Genomic DNA, 22,918 nt, shown 5'->3' with positions numbered 1-22,918 from the left:
CCGAAGAAGGGGTTGGGAAGAACGCCGGGCGGCGATCGGTCCTCGGGAGAAAATCATGCCCGCAGAGGGGACTGAAGAGCTACGCTAAATCTAGCCAAACCTAATAGGCCGCTCAAAATCACGCAGAAAATCAGCGCAACTGAGATCGTAGATGTGCACAGGTAGGCGGTCGTCCCTTGAAAGCCAATCCCGAGTTTCTTGTTGTAGCATTATTCGATTGGCGCTCGACACGCGGTAGCCTGTAGCAAATATATTATTTACGACCGAATTTTTTGGCCTTATCAATTCCATATTAAGCGGGTGGAAGCCAAAGCCAAGAAACACAATAGTCTGGGCATGCATTACAGCGCGCTGCATCTGTTCTACAAAAGCTGGATCGTGCTCCCGCTCGGTGAACGTTTTGATTTGGGCGGCATGATTGAGAAGCTGTTCAGCACGAATGTGGTCGGAGCCTCCAAAACGCGCAGCGAACCCGCTTTTATGCCACGGCATCATTCCAACTTGACCATATGGGTGATAAAGTTGAAGCTTGGAAAGTATTATTTTGGCAGCTTCAGGCTCTAGTTTGTAATAATTCATGATAGAAAGATAAAGAAAATGCTCAATACATCGATCATAATTAAAGGAAATGATGCTTATATTTGAAAATATGTCATCTACATTGTCAGTCGAAACGCTTTCATTGAGCATTTTGAAGAACTTATCGTACCATGTATCTTTAATAGTTTCCGCTTTAATTGTAAGCTGTTCGGTTTCCTTTTTGAAAAGCGCGCTCTGCCGCTCAGCAGACAAAATACAGAAAGCAATAGCTAGTTTTCCAAGGAATATTAGGCATTTATCACTCTTATGAGCATCTAAAAAATTATCGATCGAAATAGCTTGAGGTAAAGCTCTTCTTAGAAATTGCACAGTTTCGATAAGTTGATTAGGAGAATAGACGGCCTTAGTTGCCGGATCTATAGAAAGGCCAGCATAATTATTATTATGCATATCAGATATATAGCCGATAAGCTCCTTATTCCCTTCTAGGTCAAACGAATTTCGGCTTAATTGCAAAAAATTTGTAATAAGGGGGATAAGCTGCTCGCCGGATGGTAATTTCAGCTCGCAACTTGCGCCAGCTCCCAAGATAAACAGGGTTTTCTTCCGGAACATTTGCTGGCCCGTTAGAAGGTTTTCGTCGGTGGCGCCCGTCGCGCCGGTTGCCCTTCTATAACGCGATCGATCCGTTCGTTAATAGAGCCCACGTCACTTTGAACATCTCGGAGCAGATCCATGACCTGGCCGACTTGTTCGCGCAGGCCCTGCTTGCTGACATAGGTTTCGGCGACATGGACCCTGAACTCGCCGAGTGCCGTCGCCAGCACATCAGCCTTGGCCGCTGCGGTCGCGGCAGCGAGCATGGCATCGGCGCGCGCGGATCTGATTGCGGATTCGATCCGTAACCAGAGCGCGCCGCCGGCGCCGCAAACGGTGAGGATGAAGCCGATTAGCTCGGCGGTGATCGTCACCGGCCGGCCCTTAGCGCGCAACTACGGTCGCGGGATCGTCGACCTTGGCCGCCAACGCCGGAGTAGTGACGATCTTCGACACCTCGGGCAAGGCTGCGGCCGAGGCGACGAGCCCAGCCTTGCGGCGCAGCCAAAGGCCATAGACTGCGGTCGCGATCGTGATGAGCGCCCCCACGATGGCCTCGAGTGTGCCGCTATCCAGATAGCCTTTGGTCACAAGGCCGCCGCCGACGGTCAGGAGGATCTGGCGCAGGAAGCTCCAGAACTGAACGTTGTTGAACATGCTGCTCTCCATGCTGCTGCTGGTGGTGAAGTCGCTGCGGGGACGACGCGCACGCGGCCGTCCACCGCCGGGGTGAAGACGGTCGTGGACGGATTCAGATGAGGGCGGTGACGCCGGCGCGCAGAAGATCGCCGCAGGCCTTGGCGCCCTTCACCGAAGGGTCGAAGGCGAGCCGGGAGACATCCCACTTGCCGCGCTGCTTGATGCCGAGCGTGCCTTGCACCTCGGCATGCGAGAGCACGGTCTTGGGCGTCACCGGGATCTCGTAGCGCCGGCAAAGATCGGCGACGACCCGGACCAGGCGTTCCCATTGGACCGCCGTCATCGGCGCCTTGCCGGGACCGAAGGGCTGCTCCTTCGCGCCGGCCATGCAGCAGAGCGAGACGCCGATCGAGCCGGTGTTGCAGTTGAGCGTGTGGCTGGCGCGCTGGCCGGTTCCGCCGATGCCGTTGGCCGAGATCGGGCTGTCTCCACGGACCAGGCCGCCGCCGCCTTCGATGAGAATGTGGTAGTGCGAGCGGTCGGTGTCGGAGGCGCGATGCGCGCCGGCCGTCCAGTGGCAGATGATGCGCTCGAGCCGACCGGGCGGCATCCAGTGCGCCGGCACGATGTCACCTGCCGCGGGGATTGTCGGCATGGGCTTGGCAACGACCAGCGCTTCATGCAGCGCCGCGATCGTCAGCGGCCCGGCCTTGCCGTCGACCTTGAGGCTATGCCGCCCCTGGAAGTCCTTGATCGCCGCCTTGCTCTTCGGCCCGATTTCGCCGTCGACCGCGACCGAATAGCCGAGCGCGACCAGCGCGGCTTGCACCTCGTTGGGGATCATTACACTTCTCCGGAGATGTCCGCGACAAACTCGACGCGAGGCCGGGCTGTGGGGGCAGATTGATAGTATTTACGGTGTGTTCAGCAGCTGAGCCGCACTAAGACGCATCAACCCGCGTCCCATTTACTTGGCGACTCTGAGGTGAGATAATCTACGCTGCTCAACCGGAGGTCTGTTGATGCGGTCAGTGTTGGAAGACCTCGATCCAGACGATCCGCTGGCCGGGCTCGCATCGCCGGTCTTTCGCCGGTTAGTGCTGAGAGCCGCTCGCAGCATCGTTTTGGCAGCGGTGGCTTTCTGGCTCTCGGTTGGCCAAATCTATGTCGATTATTCCGACTGGCGCCTGTCGCTCCTCGTCCTCGTCATCGCCTCGATGGGCCGATTCCAGTGGATCGCCGGGGCGTTGGTACTGTGGTTGCTTGCGCTGTACGTCGCCCCGCCAGAGCTGGTCGCGGCGATGAAGGCGGCGATGGGGTAACAGCCGCTCAAAGCAGCGCTGCAGCGCGCCAGAGCTGGTCGAGATCTTCCGCGTCGTAGCCCATCACGGCGCCGAGCTCGCTGACGAGCGGATGGCTGCGCTCATAAGCTGTCGCCGCGGCGAGCAACATCCGCGCATTGAAGCGCGCCCCTTCCGGTAGCGCAGAGATCGCCACCTCGAGCGCCGCCGGCAAGTCACCGCGCGCGGCCCAGGCCAGCGCTTCGGCTTCGCTGATCGTGCCGAGCACGGCGAGCTGCTGGGCGAACTGCCGGTCGGAGATCGAGGCCGGCACCGGGACGGGCGGCGGCGTGAACGGCTCGACCGGGAAGCCGGATATCTGCAGCGCCTGCCAGATCTCGTCGCGATGCCCCGGCGCAATCAGGATCGCGATCTCGGCCTCGCCGTCGCGGCTGAAATCGACCACGGCGGCCGAGTCCTCGGCATTGCAATAGGCCGCCCGTGTAAACGCGATCATGCCATGATCTCCTCGATATCGATGACGGCGGATTGAAAGGTCCCGTTGAAGTAGGGCGTCGCCGCATAGCCGCCGGTATAGAAGGCGCCGGCATTGGCGCCGGCGCGCAGGCGATAGGTCGAGGTCCCGGAGACGCCGGGGGTGTGCCGGAAGCTGAAGGCTCCGTTGATGAAGTCGCCGGCTGCCTTGGCGATGTTGGTCAGCGCCACCGCAATCGCGTCGGTCGTGCTGTTGTGGTGGACATGCAGCGCCGCGGCGCCATTGACCGTGTTATGTGTCAAGCCAACGCTGATGCTGCCTTTGACGCGGCTCGCGCCGGTCTTGAGCGGGAACCCCGCCGTAGTCAGCTCAACGCCTTCGCCGATCGCGGGGATGGTGTTGTCAATCGGCGTCGTCGCGGTCTGCGTGGTGTTGGCCGTCAGGACACCGCGGGCGCGGTCGACGATCTGACCCGGCAGGCGGAAGCCCGGGTGCATCAGCTCGATCCCGTCGGGCGACGTAACCCACGTGCCTGCGGCGGCAAGGCCGCTGTTCCACTCGAGGCGAGCAAGAACGGTGAAGGCTTTCGAGGTCACCGCACTGTCGGTGTACCAGGTTGCGGCATTGTCGGAACCTGTGCCGACGGCAGTCGACGATGCGACGCCGCGTGCAGCCAGCGGCGTCACCGCCGTGAGCAGCGCCTGCTGCGTGGCGCCGAGGCGGACTGTGCCAGCATCGTCGAAGGCGCCGGCATAGAGATTGAACGGCAGCGCGTTCACCGCCGCCATGGTTGCGGTCGAGGGGATGGTCAGCGAGAGCGCAGCAGTCACCGCACGGATGACATAGCTGCCGTCAGCCGCGGTAAAGCAGACCAGCGCCGGATCTGCCGCGCTCGGGTCTGTTCCAGCCAGCGTCTTCAGCGCGATCGTCACGGCGTTCGATACATGGCTCTCGACGATCTTGCCGTTGACCAGCGCGGATGTCGCCGGCTGGAGGACGGAGCCGACATTGGCGAGCACCTGCAGCCCGGACAGTTCCTCGATATCGCCACTGCCCGCCGTCAGCCGCCCCAGCATTCGGCCGGAGGCGATCGCCTGCACCTTGCCGAAAGAGACGGCGCGCGCCTCGACGGCCCAGACCGTGCCGCCGCCGGAGACTGCGATGTCACCTTTGTCGCCGTCGACCACAGACCCAGGAGGGCCTTGGTCACCACGCGGAAGGACAAAGTCAAAGATCGCAGCGCCGGCCGTGCCTACGTTTGTGACTTCTGCGTCGGAGCCGGGCAGGCTCGTCGTGACTTCGCCGACCGCAATAGTGCCAGCGGTGCCTGTCGCGCCAACGTCACCGCGTGGAATGGTGATGTTGAGCACGGCATCTTCAGGCGTGCCGACATTTTCGACATCTGCTGAGCTGCCGGGCGCGCCGGTAGTGACATCGCCAATCGTGACTGTGCCCGCGGCGCCAGTTGCTCCGGTATTGCCCTTGGGCAGCCCAAGATTCAGCAACTGGTTCGGAGCAGACCCGGTGATGGAGGCCGTCGCCTCCTCTCCAGTCTCGAGCGTGTCGACGTCGCCGATTTCCAGCGTGTTCGCAGGTCCCGGCGGACCGACGCCGCCGATCGCGGTGACGACGGCCTGATTGTCGCCCCAGGTGACGGTCGCTTGGTTGCCCTTGACGCCGTAGACCAGCTTGCCGGGATCGTCATAGACGAAGCGCACCGCCATGATGCGGGTGAAGCTTCCGCCGGTCTCGTCGACGATGTCGGCTTCATACTCGCCGCGCGACCAGGCGGACATGCTGGCCTTGGCGTAGAAGACGGTCAGGTTGCCGGCACCAACCAGGGTCAGGTTCGCCGGCCCGACCAGCGAGACTTTGAGCGCATTCGAGCCGCGCTCGCGGACGTTTACGCGGAGTGCGCGCCCGGTGAGGTCGAGCCCCACGAAGTCGAGCTGGAAGCGCAGGTCTTCTTCCGTCGAGATCTGGAAGATCGCGATCGTCTTGGTCATGGCGATGTCCGGATGGTCAGGGGTCAGGAAAGCCCGGTCACGTCGACCGCGGCGTAAAGGCCTTCATTGGCGAAATCGAGAAATCCGCCAGGGCCGATGAGGATGTTGCTCGACAAGATGTCCGATCCTGAGACGCGCAAAGCCCGTGTCGAGGTGAAATACCCCCCGACATTCTCGGTCCGGGTAGGGTTGATCAACGTCAGCGGGGCATAGGTGCGGCCTGGCGTGCCAAAAAAACTCGTATTGCAGGGCAGGATGCCGCCAGGCGGAACCTTCATGACGTCCATGTCAGAGTGGTAGACCCGCTCGCCGGAGGCGTTGAAAACCTGCATGCCGACATTCGAAAAGCCGCCCGCGGGCGGCACGTCGAATACATAAAAGTCGACCGTCTCCGATCCGCCGCCGGTAAACTCGCCATGATACCTGAAGTCGAAGGTCCAAGTGCTGCCGCTGAGAGAGCTGCCCAAGGGCTCTATCATCAAAGTAGAAGCCTTCACCGCGAGCAGTACCGCCTCGCCGGTGACCGGAAGGGAATAAAAGGAGAGTCCGGGCGTAGACAGGAAGACGGATATCTTCTGCCTAAACCCGTAATTCTTCCAGTTCTCGTCGATCTGGACGGTTCCTGTGTCGTTGATGATCCTAAGCCCAGCCGGCATCAGTGCACCCAAACCATGACGCGATGCGGCGCGTTCGATGAGTCGACGAAGATCGTGTTTCCGGAGAAGTAATAGGCGGGCGGACGCAGATTATTGTCGGGCCAGCTCGAGCCGCCGTCACTGACCATGTGCATCGCAGCATATGGCGTGCCTGTCAGGATGCCATCATTGCTCCATGACGTCGGGGTGCCGATCCCGATGTAGAACATCCCGACGTAGCGCAGCAGTCGATCACTCAGGTCGACCTTGAGGTTGCCGAACTGGTCGAAGACCCGAAGCCCGGCTGCCACTACCAGATGCCCAGCTGAACGCGCAGCACATTGCTGGCGTCATAGACGAGCAGCTGGCTGTTGGTGATCACGAGCCGCGTGCCGGTGGAGGCGCTTGAAATCGTCACCGTGCCGTTGCTGGCGACGATGAAGCGGTTGTTGATATTGATCGACCCAGCGGTGATCGCCCCGAGATTGGCACTGATCGCAGCAAGGTTCTCGACATCGATCGCGACCGCCTTGATGGCACCGGCCTGGACGGCAGCCGCCGTGATCGTATTGGCGATATAGTCTGCGGCCGCTAGCGGCTCCCACGCCGAGCCGCCCTCGCGCAGCTCGAACATCTGCGGCTTTTCGCCGGGCTCGACCAGGGCGATGATCTTCGGCCCGTCATAGCCGAAGAGGTCCGGCAGCTCGCCGACCACTCCGACGACTTCCATGCCATCGAGCAGAGCCTCGTATGGCAGCGTTCCGGGCGTCGAGTTGCCGAGGTCGATCGCTGCCGGCACCGCCGCGAACTGGTTGAACACATAAGGCGAGCGGACGCCCGACGTCGAAATGCCGAAGGCGCGCACCAGGATGATCGAATCGACCTCGCGCAGCGGGTAGCTACCGCTCGTCGCATCGCCGCGGCTGACCTCCTCATAGGTCGTCCAGTCGTCATAGGATATCTGGACGACATAGCTGGCCGGCGTGCGCGAGCGCCCGACCGTCCAGTCCATGAACATAGCGCCGTTGCGCTGGACGGCCTTGGCGCTGACATATGGCACCGCGACCGAGGCTTCGTTCTCCAGCCCGGAGGACGGCGGCGGCGGCGTGACGATGATCGCCTCGGCGAGCGCCGACCAGACCTGCGGCGCATCGAAGACCGCCTCGATATCGACATTCTCGCCGGAGAAGCCGACCGAGCGGATCAGCCAGCTGTCCTGACCCGTCTCCTGCAGCGTGCCGATGAGCAGCGTCGTCGCCTGCTGCGTATCGCTAGCCAGCACCTCATCGAGCGAGAGACCGGAGAGGTCTTCCGCCTGCTCGACATCGTCAGCGTCGAGCAGCAGCCGGTCGCCGTCCTGCGTCACCCGCACCGGCCCCCAATGACGGCCGTCGCGGGCACGCAAGGCGGCATAGGTGCCGACCTCGATCGTCACCGGCTCATCGACCGTGACTGCGAGGCCATCGCGCGTCATGATCGCCGGCGCCTGCAGCTGGTCGAAGAACCAGGCGTCGATCATGGCAAGGTCGTTCGGCAGGACGAGGCGGCCCGGCAGCGTGGTCGAGAAGCTGCGCCGCTCGCGCCTGTAGTAGGCGGTGTAGGCAGCCCAGGTCGCGATATGGACCGCGTGCGCCTCGTCAGTCACGCCGGCGGCGAACATGCGGCGCGGAACATTGGTCTGCGTCCCGGCCGTGACGCGACGCTCGCGCCGACGCTTCGGGTCGCCATCGGTCAGCCACTCGACGATGACATCGGCCGACCCGTCGGACAGATCGAGATTGAAGTCGATCGCCGACGTGTCGCGCCGGATCTGGCGCCGGGTGATGACGTGCCTCCGGACCGATTTCGGCTCATCGCGCACGATGGTGTGGACATTGCCGAGGCGAAGCGGCGAGGCGCGCATCGTGCCGAGCACCGTCGTCAGCGCCTCATAGGCCGAGACCGGCCCGCGGATCACGCCGGAGAAGCGATCGAACTGCGCCAGTGTCTCGCCATAGAACTGCAGTCGATCGAGATCGATCCGGCTTGCGGGCTCGCCGCAGCCATGCAGCGGGTCGCGCAGGATATCGGCCGCCGCCCAGACGCATTTGTCGGTCTCTTCCTCGATCCAGCCGGCGCCCTCGCCGTACCAGACCGGCAGAATCCTGCTGATCTCGACCTCGACATCGGCGAAGGCGGTGATGCCGAGCGCCTTGCCGGAGTGCACCACCATGGCGAGCTCGGTGACGCCCTGGCGCACCGCCGTCTGCGGGATATGGGCGCGCAGGCCGTCCCAGAACACCGTGTTGGTTACTTTGGCGGCGAAGCCCGCGGGATGGTCGACCGATTCCGGCGCTCCGATGTTCTGCGCGCGGATCGTGTAGCGGCCGGACGGCAAGGTAACGAAACGCGTGTAGCGCATCGGCCGCGTCGTCAGGGCGTTGCCGCTATCCTCATAGAAGGTCGAGAAGGCGCCAGTCGGGACGCCCTCCTCATTGCAGGGCGCATAGTCGAAGCGCACGCCCCAGTCGGTCGGGAACTGCTTGCCTTCGAACTTGCCGCCATCAGGCACGGCATAGACGCCCTGCGGCAGTGAATAGTCCAGCTGCAGCGTCGTCTGCAGCGGTGCACCGGAGCCGAAATCGAACGGCCCGGCATATTGCGGGAAGTCGGTTGCGCGCGGCACCTGGTTGCCGCCGACCGCCGTGACCGATGCGACCTGGCCGGGCACCAGGCTCGAGGTGCCGCCGGGCGCGATCATCTGGAAATTGGCGCCGACGAAGGGCGGCGTCAGCCCGCCATCGTCCGTCCACATCATCACGCCGCCGACGCGGATCGCCTTCAGCGCGTACTTGCCGCAGCCGATCGTCAGGCGCTTGTAGAGGATCTGGTCCTCGCCATCGTTGACCGTGTAGTCCGGCTGGCTGAGATCGGGCACATGCCAGCAGCGGCCATAGACGATCGGGATACGGTCGCCGGAGCGCGGCCGGTTGCCGCCGCCGGAGACGCCATAGACCGGCCGGTCGTCCTGCTCTTTGTTGGCCTTGGCCTGCGTCGCCTGCGAGAGCAGGTAGCCGGCGCCGGCTAGCAGCGCGGCGGAGCCGACACCCCAGATCGTACTGGCAACGGCGGACGTGGTGCCTAAGGCCCCGGCGATCGCACCGACCGCCCAGAACTGGCCAATGGCCATCAGCGCGATCGCCGCGACGACGAGGCCGATCGAGCCGGCCATCGCCTTTCCGCCACCGCGCCCGGAGGCTGCGCCGCCACCACCGCCACGCGGCAGATAGGTGACGATCACAGTGTCGGTCGGATTGACGCGGGTGTGGCGCCAGTGCCTGCGAAGCCGCACGCTCTGGTCGGTCACCGCCCAGGGCTCGCCGCGGCGGTGCACCGAAACGATATGCGGCCGTGTGCGATCGACGTTCTGGCGCATCAGGGCCGAGAGCCGCCGGCGCGCGCGCTTGAGCTCGACCGGGGAGCCTGCCGGCTTCCCGTCGCATCGCTGGAAAAGGATCGTGGTCATCGGGGCAGGTAAAAGCTCGGCTCGGCCCAGTTGCGGGCCTTGAGTTCCAGGAGGCTTTCGAAGACGACGCCATGCGGGGCGTCGGTATGCAGCACCCCGCCGCCATCGAGGGCGAGGAAGGTGCCGGCATGGCAGGCAGCGCGCGAAACACCGTGACCCTTGCGGGTCAGGAAGACGACGGCGCCATGGGCCGGGCGGCCGACTTCGCGCCAGCCGGCATGCCGGTCGCGCTCGGCCATCAGCCTGACGAGCTCGCGCTTGCTGTCGGGTGCGGTCAGCACCGCCGGCAGCTCGCGGCCGAAGATCTCGCGTTGGCACTGGCGGGTCAGCTCCCAGCAGTGCAGGCCGGCGGCTTCATAGGAGCGGCCGATCATGGCGGCGAGAAAGTCGGATTCACTGTCCATAGAGCGCCGCGTACCTTGCGAGGTCATAGATCTGGCGCGGGAAGTTCATCATCTCGATCTCTTCGAAGAAGAGGTCGCCCTCGGCCGTGAAGGCGTTGATCCGGACGCGGCTCATCTTCAGCCCGTCGAAGATTTCCGGGTTGTTCGGATCCTCGGTCGAATAGACCCGGTAGGTGATGCTGAAGGGCTGGTCGGATGCGATCGCGCTGCGCAATGCCGGGTGCAGCTCGCCGCTGACATTGTTGATCTGGGCTTTTGCCTTGACCGTGCCGCCGTCGCCCATGCCCGGCCGGGTAAAATCGAACGCCACCACCTTGAACAGAGCCGCCGGGTTGCCGGGCACTGGCAGCGTCACCGTCTCGTATAGGCCCTGGACGCGACGGCCGCGCACCAGGCGCACCGGCTCGTCGAAGGTGACGTGGTCGATCTCAATCGTGTCGAGCAGGTCGCTCGCAACGTCGTTGACCGCATAAGCTTCTTCAAGCGCGACGGAGAGCGACATCGGTCACCAGTTGTAGATGATCAGGGTGAAGCTCACCCGGAAGCGGTTCACGACGGACAGGTCGGTCTGCCAGAGACCGTCCTTGATCTGGCAGACGCGACTGACCATCCCAGCGTCAGGCCGGAAGACTGGCATCGAGAAGGTCAGCGTGCCCTGGCGCAAATCCTGTCGCGTCCACCGCTCGAAAGCTGCCCATTCCGCCCGGCTCCAGAGCAGGCTCTGGAAGGCGAACTCGGTGGCGCGCGGGCCGGGCCGAGGCCGCATCAGCGGTGGCCCGGACTCGGTCTCGCTCGACATCGGCGCGACATAGCTTTGCGCTGCCGAGGCACCGGAGAGTACGGGCACGTGCCGCAGATGCGCCGGCCAGACTGCAATCGCCATGTCAGCCCCTGCGGTGGTGGCCGGTGGAGATCGCCCGCTGCGCGGTGGCGATCGGGCCTTGGCCGCGAACGAGATCGTCGGCGATTGCGCCCTGGATGGCGCTGATCACCAGCCGCATGTCGCCATTGCTCTGGCGCTGCGGCGTTGCCTGGACCCGATCGGAGACCGTGTTCTGCACGATCATGGTCATGCCCCCGGACGCGCGCGCCGCCGGGATCGAAGGAATGCGCCCGACCATGCCGCCATCGGCGAAGGCTGGCAGCTTGCCCGAATTGATCGCGTCGAGCAGCGCCCGGTTCTGCTTGGTGGCATGGGCGTTGATGACGTATTCGCCATTCGAGAGCCGCGCCGGAATGCTGTCGCTACGCCCGGAACCGGGCCCGGAGACATAGCCGCCGGTCGCCGCCTTGACGCCGCCGCCGAAGAGCATGCCGAACAGGCCGCCCATGCTGCCGCCGACGCCCTTGGCGCCGAAGAAGCCGGCGAGCGGGCCGTCGCCGAGCAAGGCGGCCTGCAGCGCCGCTTTCACCAGCGATGCCGCCAGCCGCTTCATCACGTCCTCGGCCTTGGCGCCGTTGACGATCATATCCTCGAGCGCATCGACCGCGGCGTTGCCGAAGAATTTCTGCGCCTCGTTCAGATCCTTCTGCTTCTGCTCGAGGCGCTCTTTCGAGGCGCGCACGGCCTCGTTCGCCGTGACCTCCTGCGTCAGCTTGGCGATGTAGTTCGCCTTCTCGGTCGTGCTCAGCTTCTCCAGATCGACCTGCGCCTTGGCGATCTCGACCGCCGCCTTGCGCTCGGCATTGGATTTGCCGACGGTCGCGATCTCCGCTTCCATCACGGCGCGCTGGCGTACCAGGCTCTCGATGTAGCGGTCGAGGCGGGCCTGCGCCTGTTCCTCGTCGCTCTTGCCGCCGCCAGATCCGCCGCCACCCTTGTTGAAAAGGGATGACGTATCCGTCTTGGAGCCCCCGGCTGGACGAGGTTGCTCGGCCTCGAATTCCTTTCGCGTCCGCGTGCGCTGAAAGGCTCCTGTGCGCGGCCTTTCACGGTCGAGGTCCTGAAAATATTCCTCGCGCGCGGCCAGGTCTTTATCGAGTTGAACGCCCTTCTTCCGGTACTCGTTTGCAGCAAACTTCGTGGTATCTCGCGATGCCCCAGCAAAGCCGTTCTGCTCGATATCTGCTAGAGCAGACGTTTTCTCCGCATATCGCCCTAGATAGCCGAGGAGCTCAGAAGCCTTGCCAATCACTGCATCGATCAGACCGATGATGCCGCCGAGATTGGCCTTGAACAAATTAGCCCATCTATCAACCGCGGCAGTCCAATCACGCTCGAATGCCCGAGCTTTGTCGATGACATCGCTGTCGATGACCGCGCCGGCCTCGCGAGCTCGCGCCGCCTGTTTGTTGATCGCTTCCGCACCCTGCTCCAGCAGCGGTATCCAGTCGCGGGTGAGCCCGACCGCCTCGGCAATCTTGATCTTGTCGAACTCGGTCGCGGCGTTCCGGACCAGATTGGCAACCTGACCAAGAGCATCGTTGATGCCGATGACCTCGCCTTTGCGGTCCTTCAGCTTGATGTTGTTGTCAGAGAAGAGCTGCGAGAGATCGTTCTCTTTCTGCCGAGCCTCATTCAGTTTCTCGGCTAAACCCTCAAGCCCAGTGCCAAAATCCTTGCCCGACACCCCTGACTGGCGCCCAGCAAACTGCAACTCCTGGAACCGCTGCAAATCGAGCCCGACGCGCTTGGCGGTATCGCCGATGCGGATCAGTTCAGCGTTCGCGTCCGCCAAGCCGCGGATCAAACGATCCACTGTAAAAGCCGCAGCGAGCCCTTTGAGTGCTCCCGTGAGCGCCGACGTCGAGATCGACGGGTTGACCTTCTTGAAGCGGCTCTCGATGTCCTCGGCAGCCTTCTCTGAGACGCGCGCCGCCGCCTTCATCTCGCGCTCAAGCGCGGCAATGTTAGCGCCGACGGAGACGACGAGATCGGACGCGGCCATTGGAAGCCCTTGAGTTGTCGTGTTACGCCTGCCGCAGCAGGAGGCGGCGATGCGGAAGACAATTGTGATTGGGTTGCTGGCGGCGATCGGAGCGTTTGCCGGCGTGCTCGTGAACGGCTCGCGCACCAATGCTGCGGAAGAAATTCGTTGCCGCGTAAACGCTGAGGCGCTTCTCAGCGACCTCGCCGCACTAAACGGCAAGAAACCCTCGGCCGCTCCTGGCGCACACAAGTCTGACAGAGACGCGCTGGAAAAGGTGCTTGGGACTAAGCCCTAGTCAGAAGGCTCAATGCAGATAGGTCGGCGCCGCATCAACCATGGCGCGGAGATCGTCGAGATCGCCAGCGTCATCATTCGTGCGCTTCGCCGCTTCCTGAGAATTCGCCCGGGCGTAGCCATCGGCGCAGGCCATGAACTGCCAGAGCGACATCGCCCCGACCTGCTGCGGCGAGAAACCCATCACGCAGCCGAGACCGTAGAAGTCTCGGAAGTCGAGCTTTCCGTCCCGGCGGCCGGGTCGCTCTCGCCCCCGTCCGCCGGCGATTTTCCCACCGGCTCATCGGGCTTGCCGAACAAGGCCGCGTTGATCACCGCCAGCGCCGGCAAGGCGCTCTCAGCCCACGGCCGCGCCAGCACATAGGTCTTGCACAGCTGCAGGGCGTCGACGGGCTTCATGCCGCCGCCGATCAGGCCGAGGCGCAGCGTGTCATGCACGTCGCTCGTCTTCCAGATGCCATGCCGAAGGCGCTCGGCAATGACCATCGGCCCGGCATCGCAGATCCGTTGCAGCTCCTCGAGCTGGGCGATCGGCAGGGCGAAGGTGTAGGTGCCGTCAGCCCAGTCGAATTCGATCGCGCAGAGGCTCACGACAGGGCCGCCACACTGGCGCGGACCAGGGCGCCGTCGCCGGTGGCGGTGACGCTGACCTGGTACTTTTCGCCGCGCGTGCCGGTGATGCTCTCGCCAATATGCGCCTTGCCGGCGAACTGCAGATCGGGCGTCCCACCGCCCGATCCAGCGCCGATGATCCGGATGCGGAGGTTGCGGGATTCGCTGCTGTTGACCGCGGCCCAGAGCAGCGGCTCGGCTTCCTTGGCAAGGATGCCTTCGAATTCGGACGACCAGCTGAGCGCGAGCACGTCGGTCGCCGTCCAGGCGGCGGCGTCGGGATCGTCGCAATCAGGGATCGTGACGTCGTTGGTGTCCTTCTCGATCTGCAGCGAGATCGAGTTGAAGCCGCAGAGCTTGGTGAAAGTCTCGTCCTCGGCATCGCCATCTCCGAGATAGACGAGACCCTTTCCGAACGAGAATACGGTCGGCTGCGCCATGATGGCCTCCGTTGAATGAGCCGGTGATGAGGAACGGTGGTCAGGCCGCGGCGACCAGAGCGCGGAACGTCAGGACGGCATGGCTGGTCAGGCCATCAGGGTCTTTGAGGTATCGCGTGTCCTGATGCGCGATTTCGAGAAACTGCCAGCCGTCGCCGAGAGCGAGCTCGGCTTCGTGGAGCGAGCCGCGCACGGCGCCGGCGATCGTCTTCACCTGCACTTGTCCGGGCGGCGTGACGCCGGCCTCCGGCCGCGACCAGACATGCAAGGTGATGAAGACCTCCACGCCATCATGGCACTGCGCCCCGTCATCGACGATCTGGAACTCGCCGAGCTCGATATAGGGAAATGTCACGTCGCTGGGAACGTGATCGAGCACTCTGCCGGAGACGGCCGCAATGTCAGCGCGAAGCTTGACGTTGATCGCGCCCTGCAGCGCCAGCGACGGGTCAGCCATTGGATTTCCGAACCGCTTTCTTGATCTCGTGCTCGATCCCGGCGCGGATCTGTTTCTTGTTCCGGCGCCAGGTCGAATAGAACCAGGGCTTGGCCTTTTCCTTCTGCGTGCCCCATTCCGAGGCGGTCGCAGTGTCGAAGCCGCCGTCCGTCGTCGCGGAACCGCCGGCCTTCACATAGAAGCGGTCGCCGCGCTTGCCGCGCTCGACCCGGATCGTGCCCTTGGTCTTTCCGGTATCGACCGGGACGACCTGCTTCATCGCCTCAGCCAGGCCGAGCGCGCCGAGCAGGGCCTCGGTCGCCGCCGCCGCCCGGACATCCATCGGGATCTTGTCCAGCCGGCGCTGCAGCGCTTTTGCCCCCTTCGCCATCGGCAAGAACTCCTGCAGCGCGAGCGCGCTCGGCATGGGCAGTCGGGATCAACTTCGGGCCGCCTGGCTTGTAGGCGACGAAGCCACCCGGGAACGGGCAATCGAACGCCTGGAGGAAGGTGACGCGGGGCACCTCAGAGCGCGACGCCCGGGAACTGGACAGCGACCGAGAGGACTGAGGCCGATTTCGCGAACCCGATCAGGCAGACGTATTCGCCGGCGCCGATGTCAGCCACCGGGCAGATGCCGCCGGGCGTGTCCGACAGGTAATAGGCGATGCCAGGGGTCAGCGTCGCGCCGATCGTGATGTCGCCGCTCTTGTGAACCGCCAGCGGCTGGTTGAGCGCCGCGGCGTTCAGCGCGATGCCGCCAGCGCGTCGCGCCTCAGGGGGCGCGCTGTTGGAATCGGCGAGCATCCATCGGTCGCTGGTGGTGTCGAGATAGACCGCCTTGCCGGCGGCGATTGCTTCCCCCGCCTTGCCGTCGAGCCGCGCGGCGGACGCGCTGGCGATGACATTGGCGGCAGTGATGGAAAGGTCGGCCATGGGATTCTCCTATGTCGTGGTCGGTTCAAAGAGCCTTGCCCTCTTCGAGCAGGAACTCGATTTCACGATTGTCCGGCGCCGGCACGATCGACCGGATCTGGCAGGCCTTGTCCTTGAAGGGACCGGCGAGAAACACGACCCGGCTATCGGCGGCGATCGCGCGGGTGGCGGCGAAACTCAGGACCGTCAGCACGCCTTGCATGCTGCTCTCCAGCCGTCCGGCCTCGAGCTGCTCGCGGCCGAACTTCGGCCGGAACCCCGCCCAGACAGTCGCATGCGGTGTCCATGTCTCTGGCAACGGATTGCCATAGCCGTCATCCCCGCCCGGCACGCGGCGCTCGAAACGGACTCGGTGATTGCGCTGGCCGGCGGAGAGCATCAGGCCACCAGGTTGCGGCGGTAGGGGCCGAGCAGGCGATCGACGCTCGCCGACATCGGCGGCGCGCTCGACGAGCCGAGCACGACCGTCTCGGGAAAGCGGTACATGTCGCCGACCATCAGCAGCATAGCCTGGCGGATCGGGGCCGGCACTTTATCGGCCGTCTCGCCATAGCCAGCGCCGTAGGTGACTGCGATCGCATCCGGCGCGCTATCCAGCGCCGGCAGGCTGGCCGAGACCGGAAAGAGCACTTGCGGCCGGGAGGCCGCGGCAAGCAGGCGATAGCCGGCCGGGTCGACGACGCTCTCGCTGCCATCAGGCGCTCGCACCCTGACCTCGACGATCGCGGCGGCAGGTGCCAGCGACAGCGGCAGGCAGCGCGAGGCCGGCCAGAACGAGAAGAACTGCCGCCAGCGCTGCGCCATCAGGGCGCGGCCGAGGATGCCGCCATAGCCGTCGAGATGGCTGATAGCCGCGTCGATGGCACGCTCGATCAGCGCGTCGTCGAGGTCATGGTCGACGCGCAGGTGCGCCTTGGCCTCGGCAACCGTGACCGGCTTGGCGGTGGGAGCCGTGACCAGCTCTGGCGGCAGGCAGTGCATGGCGATGCCCGATCAGGCCGCGGGGATCTCGACCTCGGCCTTTTTCAAGGCCGCGACGATCTTCGCTTCGGTGTCGGCGTCGCCGAGGTCGACATTGTGCTGGTCGGCGAGAGCGCGCAGCTCGGTGAGGCGCGCCGCCGAGGCTTCAGCGTCGAGGCGCTTCTGCTCTTCGACCTGCTCGGCCTTCAGGCGCTTCTGCGTCTCTGCGATCTCGGCCTTCTGGCGCTTGTGGAACTCGGCCTCGGTTTCGAGAATGTCGAGTTCCTCGGCCGCATGCTCCAGCTCTGGTGGGCACTCGTCGCCCGGCTGGAACTGCGTCGGGTGGACCTCGCCTTTGCGACAGCCCTTGAACGCCCTGGTCAAACGCATGATCGATCTCCGGATCTATGAAGGGGAAGACGCCGGCGGCGGACCGCCGGCGAGCGGTCAAGCCTGGTTCGCCTGCGGGTTGTCGTGGCCATAGCCGAGCTGGGCGAGCGCCGCGATCGGCGTGCCGGTGCCATGGGTGCCCGAGAAGTCCGGCAGCAGCTTCGTGTATCGCCGCCCGCCCTTGTAGCCGAAGCGATAGACCGCAGCGGCGGCATGGGCTGCGACCAGCGCCTTGACGATACCACCCGACCCGACCGTGACGCCGAGCACGTCCGCCTGCGCGACGGCTTCGTAAGTAACGTTGTCGTCGGAATGGGTGAGCTTGAACTCGATCTTGTTGGTGGCGTCGAAGGTGATGCCGCCGACACCGATGGCGAGATAGAACTCGACGGCGTCATAGCCGCGAAGGTCGATCGCCGGCGGGGTCGGATCGGCGGTGAGCGAGGCGGCAGCGATTGCCACCACCGCCTTGAAGGCGGAATGGATGTCCTTCATCGGAAGGTCCTCTTAAAGATGGGGTGGAAGTCCGGACGGAAACGGGCGGCCGATCAGGCCGCCCGCTCAGAGGTTCGTCGCGCCGCGTCCGATCAGAACGTGGCGATCTTCATCAGCTTGATCGCCTCGAAATTGGCGACGCCGCCGCCGACGCGCTTGGTGGTGTAGAACTGCACGTTCGGCTTGTTGGTGAAGGGGTCGCGCAGGACGCGGACGCCCTGTCGATCAGGGATCAGATAGCCGCGCTTGAAATCGCCGAAGGCGATCGGGAAAGCATCGGCGCCGACGGCCGGCATGTTGTCGTCATTGTAGACCGGCTTGCCGAGGATGCTGGCGACGCTCGCCGCGTCGGAGGGCGGCGCCCAGATATAGGAGCCTTCCGCATTCTTGAACTTGCGAACGCTGCCCATGACCGCATCCGACATCAGCCAGGAGGCATTGCCGCGATAGCCGGCCTTCAACGCGTAGTAGAGATCGATGAAGGCATCGGCCGGCGAGACCGAGGACGTCGGCGCAGAAAAGCTCGCAGCCGCGCCGCTGGCGATATAGCCGAGCTTGCCCCACGCGTAGCTGGCGTTGGCGACAGTGTCATAGGTCAGGAGGCCGCGCGGTCGCTTCTGGCCATTGCCCGAGATGAAGGCGGCGCCCTCCTGCTCGGCGAAGGCGAGCTGGACCTCGTCGGCAAGCCAGGCGGCGATGTCGACGATACCATCGTCGAGCATCGTCTGCGTGGTCGACGGGTTGGCGTAGAGCTCCATCACGTTGAAGACGAGCTCGCGCAGCGTCGGCGTGCCGGTCTCGGGACGAGCCTCCTCCTCACCGACCCAGCCGGAGCCGGCGCCGCCCATGTTGACGAGCTTCTTATAGGTCGAGGTGCCGACCGGCATGACGGTGGCGATCTGGCGCATGACCGAGATCGTGCCGAGGACCCGGTCGATCGTGGCGGAGGTCTCCTCCGGCACCAGGTAGCCGCCGTCCGGATCGGACTGCGTCGTCAGCTTGGCCTTGACCTCGAGGTCGCGCAGGCCGGCATCGGCGCCCTTGCGGAAGAACTTCTCGAAAGCCGCCTTGTGCTCGGCCTTTACCGGGTCGAGACCGCCGCCGGCGCCGCCGCCGAGCTTGGCCGCGGCGAGGGCCGCGTTGACCGCGTCGAGCGCCTTGGTCAGCTCGCCGATGTCCCCGTTGATCTTCGCGACCTTCTCCGCAGTGATGACGTCGGCGAAGCCCTTCTTGATGCCCTTGAGTTCCTCCTCATGAGCCGCCTTGAACTGCTCGAAAGTCGTCTTCAGCTCCGCCAGGATCTTGTTCGGGTCGTTGGCATCGGCGCGCACGAGTGCGAGGCCGCGGAACGAGCCGGTCATCATGCCCATGGCCATGACGGCAGGGGCAGGGCCAGCGGCAACTGCGTGATGAAGTGCGTCGGAGAGGCCGGCCGGAAGGCACAGCACTGCGAGTGCCGCGAGCGCGAGGCCCGCGACCAGATAACGAATCTTCATGGTGATACTCCGGATTGAGGCCGATCAGGCCTTCATGGTTGCGAGCAGCTGCCGGGCGGCAGCGAGGTCGAGCACAGCGCCGGGCGTGGGCTCTGGATCGGCAGCGTCACGCGTGCCGGAGGCCTCGCGCAGCAGGCGGCGCCGCTCGGCACGCGGCACCCCCTGCTTGGCGAGAAGGACGTCGAGCCGCTCGCGCGCCGAGGCATCGGCGCGGGCCTGCCCGCTGGATTCAGGTGGCGCGACGAGGTCCTTGTCGACCGCGTCGGCGAAGCCCTGATCGACGGCCTCTGACGCCGACATGAAGGTCTCGGCATCGAGCAGCTTCTCGATCGCGGCGCGCTTGGCGCCGGTGCGGGCCTCGTAGATGTCGACGAGGGCGCCATCGAAGCTGTCGAACAGGTCAGCGGCATCGCGCATGTCGTGCCGGTTGCCGACGACGACGCCCCAGGAATTGTGCACCATCATGAAGCTGCCGAGCCCCATGCGGATCTCGTCGCCGGCCATGGCGATGATCGAGGCGGCCGAGGCGGCCCAGCCGAGCACCTCGACGGTGACCTTCGCCTGGTGCCCGCGCAGCAGATTGTAGATCGCGATGCCTTCAAAGACGTCGCCACCGGGCGAATTGATCCGGACGGTGATATCCTTGGCGCCGACCGAGCGCAGCGCGGCCGAGATGCGCTTCGCCGTTACGCCGCCGCCGCTCCACCAATCCTCGCCGATCACGTCGAGGATCGAGATCACGTTGTCAGCCTCGTCAGTGGCGGCCCTTGGCGCTTCCGACCACTTGGCGAGCACTTCGGACGGGGCGTCCCACTGGAAGCCCTGCGGGCACTGGAAGGCCTTGGCTTCAGGCAGTTTGCGCAGGCTCATTGCCGTCTTCCTTATCGAGAGGTGGTCCGCCGTTGTGGCCGACGCCGGCCGTATTCGGCGGGTCGTAGTAGATGTCGCCGCCCTCGCGCGGGTTCTCGTCTTCCAGCTCCAGAACCTTGTTCGGGCTGTAGACGCCCCACTGCAGGGCCTTCACATAGGCTTCCCAGCGGGTCTTCAGGTCGCCGCGCACGACGGCATTGCGGTTGAACCGGACGAAGAGCGGCGATTCATCCGGCAGGAGATCGCGGGTGATCGTCTCTTCCCAGGCGGTGTAATAATCCTCGAGCGTGTAGGCGACGAAGCCGCTGCGCTGCTGTTCCAGCCCGGTGCCCCAGTTGGAGCCCTTATCGGTGTCGCCGAGCATGAAACCGGGCACGCCGATGAACATCTCCAGCTCGGTTCGCGTGAACTGGCGCGTCTCGATGTACTGCGCATCTTCGGACGTCATGCCGAGGGGCGAAAGCGTCGCGCCCTCCTCGGTGATCAGCGTCTTGCCGGCGTTCTCGGAGCCGCGATAGGCCTCGAGGCTGGCGCGCAGCAGGTCCTGCGCCTCCTGGCCGAGCTTGTTGGGATAGGACAGGTGCAGGCCGATCGCCGTCCCATTGGCGAAGACCTTGGCGCCGTGGCGCTCGGTCGTCAGCGCCATGCCGATCGCCTCGCGGGCGTAGGTGATCGGAGTGACGCCGCGATAGCCGTCGAGGGTCAGGCCGAGCAGGTGGAATACATCGTCCTGCGGCAAGACGATCTGCTGACCGTTCTTGCGGGTGTAGGTGTAGACCAGGCTGAGATCGTCGAGCTGCTCGACCTTGACCCGGTCGGGGTGCATCGGGATCAGGTCGATCACCCGCCCCAGCGAGCGCACGATCAGGGCATAGCCGTTGCCGCGCAGGATCAGATGCGCGGTCAGCATCCGCCGGAACGACGCTGGCGTGAGGCGGCCCTTGCGCGGCCGGCACAGCACCTTCGCCAGCGGATCGTCGCTGGCATCCTCGCGGGTGCGGGCATCGACCCGGCGCTTCAGCTGCAGCGGCGTGTTGCCCATGGCGCCGGTGATCAGCCGAACCGAGCCATAGATGACGGCCGTCCGCATCGCTGCGTCGGCATTGACCACGGCGCCCGAGGCGCTCTCACGGCCCGCGCGCAAGTAAGCGTCGAGGTCCGATGACGACTGGATCAGGACACCGGGGCCGGCATCCTGAAACGAAGCACGAGGCACCGCCACGGCAGGCAGCGCGACCGGAGCCGGAGCGGCCGTGCGCCGGAATTCGGCCGACACGACGAGAGGGACGGAAGGAGGCGCCACGTCAGATCACCAACAGGCCACGGGTTTCGTAGACGGACGGCCCGCCGGCGGCTTCCGGGTTGCGGCTCATCAGGTCGAAGGCGTTGAAGAGCGCCATCAGCGGGTCGATCTTGGCCGTGCCGGAAGCCTGCTTGGTGACCAGCACGGCCGAACCGCGCAGCTCCGAACGGGCATTGCCGACTGCCCAGGCCATCAATGGGCGCGCACCGTGCTTCAAGGTTCCGTCCTTCAGCTTGCGGGCCGCGCCCTTGATCACGCCGGAAAGCCGATAGCCCTGCGGCACGGCGGCGATGCAGTCGTCGGGGATCTCGCGCAGCGACAATTCGTCGAGGATCGCAGCGATCCCGACCGCGTCGACGCCGATCCCGGCCTTCGCCGGCAGCAGCCCCGCCTTGAAGATGCGCGCGACGATGTCGGCGACCTCGGCCACGTCGGCATTGGCGCCGTCTTCGGTTTCGGCGATGTCGACGAATTCGAGATCGCCTTCTTTCTCGAAATCCTCGAGCCGCGGCGCGATCTCCTTGCGCAGCAGCTTCACGCCGCGATCGGCCCAGGCCTTGCCCCAGTGCAGCCAGCGCTTGCTGTCGCGATGACGCCCGAGCACGGCGAGGCCGAGCAGATCGTCGAGGCCACCGCCGTCGATCCCGATCGTGCAGACCTCGCTATGCGCGAGGATGTAATCGAGCGTGATCTCGGCTTTGCCGGCGCGCTCCCAGTGGTCGGCGCCTTCCCAGCGGTTCGAATGCAGGGCAAGGCCGATCTGGATGTTGAGGTGCTGCGACGCCCAGCGCCGCTCTTCCTCGTCGCCCTTCTCGCGCGCCGTCGCGTAATCCTGCTCCAGCACCGGAAGGGACACCGAGCGGCCAAGGTTTGGCAGCACCAGCGGCCAGTTCTCGACCTTGCGCCACGGCTTGGCAGCATCGGTCTGCATGGCCTCGGGGAACTCGTAGAGCACCGGCAGGATCGAGCCGTCCACGATGCGTCCGTCGCGGACCCCGCGGGCATAGTCGAGCTCGGATTTGAAGGCGCCGGCCGGCGGCTCGTCCGACTGCGTCGTGATGATGACGCCGAAACTCTCCGGCACGGCAACGCGGGCGCCGCGCAACTGGCCGATCACGCGAGAGGCATAAGCGACCTTGCCGGTCAGGTGCAGTTCGTCGAGCAGCCAGCCGGCATACTTTGCCCCGGTCGCAACCTTCGGATCGAACGTCGTGACCTTGAGGGATGCGCCGCTGAGCCGGTTTTCGATTGTCTTAAGGTGATCGCGGACGTGGAGCAGCTTCTCCAGCGCTCGATCCGCCAACACCATGCCCGCGACAGCCTCATAGGCAATCGAAGCAATCTCCTGCGTCGGACCGAAGAGCCCGAAGGGCGCGTTCGGACGGCCGTTCATAATCAGGGCGGTCAGCATCAGCGCGCCGCCGTTCGTCGTCTTCGAGTTCTTCTTCGGCGTCAGCGCGAAGACACCAGGCACCATGCGGATGCCGGTCATCGGGTCGATCGAGCCGAACACAGCCCGGATGATGTCGCGGAACCACTCGCCGCCCGCATCGGCGAGCATCGGCTGGCCGGGCACGTCAGGCAGGCGCAGCCGGTTGTAGATCGCGACCGCCCGGTTAGCCTCGGCATGGTCAAGTGGGAGCTCCGGCACAAGCGAAGTGCCGGCGCGCAGCCGCTCTTCCCAATCGGGAACTGCGAAGGACCAGGTCACGCG

The 22,918-nt window shown here is 64.7% G+C and carries 29 protein-coding genes; 2 read left to right on the top strand and 27 right to left on the bottom strand.

Going from position 1 to position 22,918, the window contains the following annotated elements; genetic code table 11:
* Positions 1–90: 90 nt before the first annotated feature.
* The 4 genes from ACSQ3M_RS10155 to ACSQ3M_RS10140 form a co-directional block, all read right to left on the bottom strand.
* Positions 91–1,155 carry a hypothetical protein gene (locus ACSQ3M_RS10155; RefSeq protein WP_436149936.1) on the bottom strand — a complete coding sequence of 355 codons (1,065 nt, stop codon included), beginning with the start codon at positions 1,153–1,155 and terminating at the stop codon, positions 91–93.
* 11 nt (positions 1,156–1,166) lie between these two features.
* A complete protein-coding gene (locus ACSQ3M_RS10150; RefSeq protein ID WP_436149935.1) occupies positions 1,167–1,511 on the bottom strand; it encodes a hypothetical protein in 345 nt (114 codons plus the stop codon).
* A 10-nt stretch (positions 1,512–1,521) separates the two neighbouring features.
* Entirely contained in the window at positions 1,522–1,794 is a 273-nt protein-coding gene (locus tag ACSQ3M_RS10145; RefSeq protein ID WP_436149934.1) for a Pam3-gp28 family putative phage holin, read from the bottom strand.
* A gap of 94 nt (positions 1,795–1,888) precedes the next feature.
* Positions 1,889–2,620, bottom strand: a complete 732-nt coding sequence (locus ACSQ3M_RS10140) for a peptidoglycan recognition protein family protein (protein WP_436149933.1) — start codon at positions 2,618–2,620, stop codon at positions 1,889–1,891.
* Positions 2,621–2,810: 190 nt separating this feature from the next.
* Between ACSQ3M_RS10140 and ACSQ3M_RS10135 the strand changes: the two genes are divergently transcribed.
* Positions 2,811–3,098 (top strand): hypothetical protein, encoded by a 288-nt coding sequence (locus ACSQ3M_RS10135; RefSeq protein ID WP_436149932.1) that lies wholly within the window; start codon positions 2,811–2,813, stop codon positions 3,096–3,098.
* A 7-nt stretch (positions 3,099–3,105) separates the two neighbouring features.
* On the opposite strand, the gene ACSQ3M_RS10130 is transcribed toward ACSQ3M_RS10135, so the two are convergent.
* Genes ACSQ3M_RS10130 through ACSQ3M_RS10090 form a run of 9 tightly spaced genes read right to left on the bottom strand, consistent with a single transcriptional unit; the run spans position 3,106 to position 12,990 of the window.
* The gene (locus ACSQ3M_RS10130) at positions 3,106–3,573 is read right to left on the bottom strand and encodes a hypothetical protein (RefSeq protein ID WP_436149931.1); all 468 of its coding nucleotides are present in this window, start codon (positions 3,571–3,573) and stop codon (positions 3,106–3,108) included.
* A complete protein-coding gene (locus ACSQ3M_RS10125; protein ID WP_436149930.1) occupies positions 3,570–5,558 on the bottom strand; it encodes a hypothetical protein in 1,989 nt (662 codons plus the stop codon). The genes ACSQ3M_RS10130 and ACSQ3M_RS10125 overlap by 4 nt, the downstream gene beginning before the upstream one ends.
* Before the next feature lie 23 nt (positions 5,559–5,581).
* A complete protein-coding gene (locus ACSQ3M_RS10120; protein WP_436149929.1) occupies positions 5,582–6,214 on the bottom strand; it encodes a hypothetical protein in 633 nt (210 codons plus the stop codon).
* Complete coding sequence (locus tag ACSQ3M_RS10115) at positions 6,214–6,504, bottom strand: hypothetical protein (RefSeq protein ID WP_436149928.1); 291 nt, start codon at positions 6,502–6,504, stop codon at positions 6,214–6,216. Before ACSQ3M_RS10115 ends, ACSQ3M_RS10120 begins: the two co-directional genes overlap by 1 nt.
* Positions 6,504–9,698 (bottom strand): host specificity factor TipJ family phage tail protein, encoded by a 3,195-nt coding sequence (locus ACSQ3M_RS10110; RefSeq protein WP_436149927.1) that lies wholly within the window; start codon positions 9,696–9,698, stop codon positions 6,504–6,506. The genes ACSQ3M_RS10115 and ACSQ3M_RS10110 overlap by 1 nt, the downstream gene beginning before the upstream one ends.
* Positions 9,695–10,102 (bottom strand): glycoside hydrolase, encoded by a 408-nt coding sequence (locus ACSQ3M_RS10105; RefSeq protein WP_436149926.1) that lies wholly within the window; start codon positions 10,100–10,102, stop codon positions 9,695–9,697. The genes ACSQ3M_RS10110 and ACSQ3M_RS10105 overlap by 4 nt, the downstream gene beginning before the upstream one ends.
* Entirely contained in the window at positions 10,092–10,604 is a 513-nt protein-coding gene (locus tag ACSQ3M_RS10100; RefSeq protein WP_436149925.1) for a DUF1833 family protein, read from the bottom strand. Before ACSQ3M_RS10100 ends, ACSQ3M_RS10105 begins: the two co-directional genes overlap by 11 nt.
* A gap of 3 nt (positions 10,605–10,607) precedes the next feature.
* Positions 10,608–10,985 carry a hypothetical protein gene (locus ACSQ3M_RS10095; RefSeq protein ID WP_436149924.1) on the bottom strand — a complete coding sequence of 126 codons (378 nt, stop codon included), beginning with the start codon at positions 10,983–10,985 and terminating at the stop codon, positions 10,608–10,610.
* 1 nt (position 10,986) lies between these two features.
* Positions 10,987–12,990 carry a hypothetical protein gene (locus tag ACSQ3M_RS10090; protein ID WP_436149923.1) on the bottom strand — a complete coding sequence of 668 codons (2,004 nt, stop codon included), beginning with the start codon at positions 12,988–12,990 and terminating at the stop codon, positions 10,987–10,989.
* A gap of 49 nt (positions 12,991–13,039) precedes the next feature.
* Here ACSQ3M_RS10090 and ACSQ3M_RS10085 point away from each other — a divergent pair, with 49 nt between their 5' ends.
* Positions 13,040–13,267, top strand: coding sequence for a hypothetical protein (locus ACSQ3M_RS10085; RefSeq protein WP_436149922.1), 228 nt, complete (start codon positions 13,040–13,042; stop codon positions 13,265–13,267).
* Positions 13,268–13,276: 9 nt separating this feature from the next.
* Here ACSQ3M_RS10085 and ACSQ3M_RS10080 read toward each other — a convergent pair whose 3' ends face one another.
* The 14 genes from ACSQ3M_RS10080 to ACSQ3M_RS10015 all read right to left on the bottom strand — a co-directional run bounded on the left by ACSQ3M_RS10080 (position 13,277) and on the right by ACSQ3M_RS10015 (position 22,915).
* Complete coding sequence (locus ACSQ3M_RS10080; protein ID WP_436149921.1) at positions 13,277–13,450, bottom strand: hypothetical protein; 174 nt, start codon at positions 13,448–13,450, stop codon at positions 13,277–13,279.
* Positions 13,450–13,857, bottom strand: a complete 408-nt coding sequence (locus ACSQ3M_RS10075; RefSeq protein WP_436149920.1) for a gene transfer agent family protein — start codon at positions 13,855–13,857, stop codon at positions 13,450–13,452. Before ACSQ3M_RS10075 ends, ACSQ3M_RS10080 begins: the two co-directional genes overlap by 1 nt.
* Positions 13,854–14,318, bottom strand: a complete 465-nt coding sequence (locus ACSQ3M_RS10070) for a phage tail tube protein (protein ID WP_436149919.1) — start codon at positions 14,316–14,318, stop codon at positions 13,854–13,856. Before ACSQ3M_RS10070 ends, ACSQ3M_RS10075 begins: the two co-directional genes overlap by 4 nt.
* Positions 14,319–14,358: 40 nt before the next feature.
* Positions 14,359–14,775 (bottom strand): DUF3168 domain-containing protein, encoded by a 417-nt coding sequence (locus ACSQ3M_RS10065; RefSeq protein WP_436149918.1) that lies wholly within the window; start codon positions 14,773–14,775, stop codon positions 14,359–14,361.
* Positions 14,768–15,181: an HK97-gp10 family putative phage morphogenesis protein gene (locus ACSQ3M_RS10060; protein WP_436149917.1), complete on the bottom strand. Its 414-nt coding sequence runs from the start codon at positions 15,179–15,181 to the stop codon at positions 14,768–14,770. The genes ACSQ3M_RS10065 and ACSQ3M_RS10060 overlap by 8 nt, the downstream gene beginning before the upstream one ends.
* Positions 15,182–15,279: 98 nt before the next feature.
* On the bottom strand, positions 15,280–15,690 hold the full coding sequence (locus ACSQ3M_RS10055; protein WP_436149916.1) for a hypothetical protein: 411 nt from the start codon (positions 15,688–15,690) through the stop codon (positions 15,280–15,282).
* Positions 15,691–15,715: 25 nt separating this feature from the next.
* The gene (locus ACSQ3M_RS10050) at positions 15,716–16,069 is read right to left on the bottom strand and encodes a head-tail adaptor protein (RefSeq protein WP_436149915.1); all 354 of its coding nucleotides are present in this window, start codon (positions 16,067–16,069) and stop codon (positions 15,716–15,718) included.
* Positions 16,069–16,671, bottom strand: a complete 603-nt coding sequence (locus ACSQ3M_RS10045; protein WP_436149914.1) for a head-tail connector protein — start codon at positions 16,669–16,671, stop codon at positions 16,069–16,071. The genes ACSQ3M_RS10050 and ACSQ3M_RS10045 overlap by 1 nt, the downstream gene beginning before the upstream one ends.
* A gap of 12 nt (positions 16,672–16,683) precedes the next feature.
* Positions 16,684–17,040: a hypothetical protein gene (locus ACSQ3M_RS10040; protein WP_436149913.1), complete on the bottom strand. Its 357-nt coding sequence runs from the start codon at positions 17,038–17,040 to the stop codon at positions 16,684–16,686.
* A gap of 57 nt (positions 17,041–17,097) precedes the next feature.
* Complete coding sequence (locus tag ACSQ3M_RS10035; protein ID WP_436149912.1) at positions 17,098–17,535, bottom strand: hypothetical protein; 438 nt, start codon at positions 17,533–17,535, stop codon at positions 17,098–17,100.
* A 92-nt stretch (positions 17,536–17,627) separates the two neighbouring features.
* Positions 17,628–19,031: a phage major capsid protein gene (locus ACSQ3M_RS10030; protein ID WP_436149911.1), complete on the bottom strand. Its 1,404-nt coding sequence runs from the start codon at positions 19,029–19,031 to the stop codon at positions 17,628–17,630.
* A 24-nt stretch (positions 19,032–19,055) separates the two neighbouring features.
* Entirely contained in the window at positions 19,056–19,901 is an 846-nt protein-coding gene (locus tag ACSQ3M_RS10025) for a head maturation protease, ClpP-related (protein ID WP_436149910.1), read from the bottom strand.
* A complete protein-coding gene (locus tag ACSQ3M_RS10020; protein ID WP_436149909.1) occupies positions 19,879–21,204 on the bottom strand; it encodes a phage portal protein in 1,326 nt (441 codons plus the stop codon). The genes ACSQ3M_RS10025 and ACSQ3M_RS10020 overlap by 23 nt, the downstream gene beginning before the upstream one ends.
* A 1-nt stretch (position 21,205) precedes the next feature.
* Positions 21,206–22,915 (bottom strand): terminase large subunit, encoded by a 1,710-nt coding sequence (locus ACSQ3M_RS10015; RefSeq protein WP_436149908.1) that lies wholly within the window; start codon positions 22,913–22,915, stop codon positions 21,206–21,208.
* Positions 22,916–22,918 lie beyond the last annotated feature (3 nt).

The sequence above is a fragment of the Allobosea sp. LjRoot90 genome (genome assembly GCF_964254315.1).
In the GTDB taxonomy this organism is placed as follows: domain Bacteria; phylum Pseudomonadota; class Alphaproteobacteria; order Rhizobiales; family Beijerinckiaceae; genus Allobosea.
Note: the sequence above shows the minus strand (reverse complement) of the source record. Positions and strands in the feature narration are given on the sequence as shown.

Excerpts from the sequence above, each read along its gene's own strand:
- ACSQ3M_RS10155 (WP_436149936.1), bottom strand. The coding sequence starts at position 1,155 with ATGTTCCGGAAGAAAACCCTGTTTATCTTGGGAGCTGGCGCAAGTTGC.
- ACSQ3M_RS10145 (WP_436149934.1), bottom strand. The coding sequence starts at position 1,794 with ATGTTCAACAACGTTCAGTTCTGGAGCTTCCTGCGCCAGATCCTCCTG.
- ACSQ3M_RS10140 (WP_436149933.1), bottom strand. The coding sequence starts at position 2,620 with ATGATCCCCAACGAGGTGCAAGCCGCGCTGGTCGCGCTCGGCTATTCG.
- ACSQ3M_RS10130 (WP_436149931.1), bottom strand. The coding sequence starts at position 3,573 with ATGATCGCGTTTACACGGGCGGCCTATTGCAATGCCGAGGACTCGGCC.
- ACSQ3M_RS10125 (WP_436149930.1), bottom strand. The coding sequence starts at position 5,558 with ATGACCAAGACGATCGCGATCTTCCAGATCTCGACGGAAGAAGACCTG.
- ACSQ3M_RS10120 (WP_436149929.1), bottom strand. The coding sequence starts at position 6,214 with ATGCCGGCTGGGCTTAGGATCATCAACGACACAGGAACCGTCCAGATC.
- ACSQ3M_RS10110 (WP_436149927.1), bottom strand. The coding sequence starts at position 9,698 with ATGACCACGATCCTTTTCCAGCGATGCGACGGGAAGCCGGCAGGCTCC.
- ACSQ3M_RS10105 (WP_436149926.1), bottom strand. The coding sequence starts at position 10,102 with ATGGACAGTGAATCCGACTTTCTCGCCGCCATGATCGGCCGCTCCTAT.
- ACSQ3M_RS10100 (WP_436149925.1), bottom strand. The coding sequence starts at position 10,604 with ATGTCGCTCTCCGTCGCGCTTGAAGAAGCTTATGCGGTCAACGACGTT.
- ACSQ3M_RS10095 (WP_436149924.1), bottom strand. The coding sequence starts at position 10,985 with ATGGCGATTGCAGTCTGGCCGGCGCATCTGCGGCACGTGCCCGTACTC.
- ACSQ3M_RS10090 (WP_436149923.1), bottom strand. The coding sequence starts at position 12,990 with ATGGCCGCGTCCGATCTCGTCGTCTCCGTCGGCGCTAACATTGCCGCG.
- ACSQ3M_RS10085 (WP_436149922.1), top strand. The coding sequence starts at position 13,040 with ATGCGGAAGACAATTGTGATTGGGTTGCTGGCGGCGATCGGAGCGTTT.
- ACSQ3M_RS10080 (WP_436149921.1), bottom strand. The coding sequence starts at position 13,450 with ATGGGTTTCTCGCCGCAGCAGGTCGGGGCGATGTCGCTCTGGCAGTTC.
- ACSQ3M_RS10070 (WP_436149919.1), bottom strand. The coding sequence starts at position 14,318 with ATGGCGCAGCCGACCGTATTCTCGTTCGGAAAGGGTCTCGTCTATCTC.
- ACSQ3M_RS10065 (WP_436149918.1), bottom strand. The coding sequence starts at position 14,775 with ATGGCTGACCCGTCGCTGGCGCTGCAGGGCGCGATCAACGTCAAGCTT.
- ACSQ3M_RS10060 (WP_436149917.1), bottom strand. The coding sequence starts at position 15,181 with ATGCCGAGCGCGCTCGCGCTGCAGGAGTTCTTGCCGATGGCGAAGGGG.
- ACSQ3M_RS10055 (WP_436149916.1), bottom strand. The coding sequence starts at position 15,690 with ATGGCCGACCTTTCCATCACTGCCGCCAATGTCATCGCCAGCGCGTCC.
- ACSQ3M_RS10050 (WP_436149915.1), bottom strand. The coding sequence starts at position 16,069 with ATGCTCTCCGCCGGCCAGCGCAATCACCGAGTCCGTTTCGAGCGCCGC.
- ACSQ3M_RS10045 (WP_436149914.1), bottom strand. The coding sequence starts at position 16,671 with ATGCACTGCCTGCCGCCAGAGCTGGTCACGGCTCCCACCGCCAAGCCG.
- ACSQ3M_RS10040 (WP_436149913.1), bottom strand. The coding sequence starts at position 17,040 with ATGCGTTTGACCAGGGCGTTCAAGGGCTGTCGCAAAGGCGAGGTCCAC.
- ACSQ3M_RS10035 (WP_436149912.1), bottom strand. The coding sequence starts at position 17,535 with ATGAAGGACATCCATTCCGCCTTCAAGGCGGTGGTGGCAATCGCTGCC.
- ACSQ3M_RS10030 (WP_436149911.1), bottom strand. The coding sequence starts at position 19,031 with ATGAAGATTCGTTATCTGGTCGCGGGCCTCGCGCTCGCGGCACTCGCA.
- ACSQ3M_RS10025 (WP_436149910.1), bottom strand. The coding sequence starts at position 19,901 with ATGAGCCTGCGCAAACTGCCTGAAGCCAAGGCCTTCCAGTGCCCGCAG.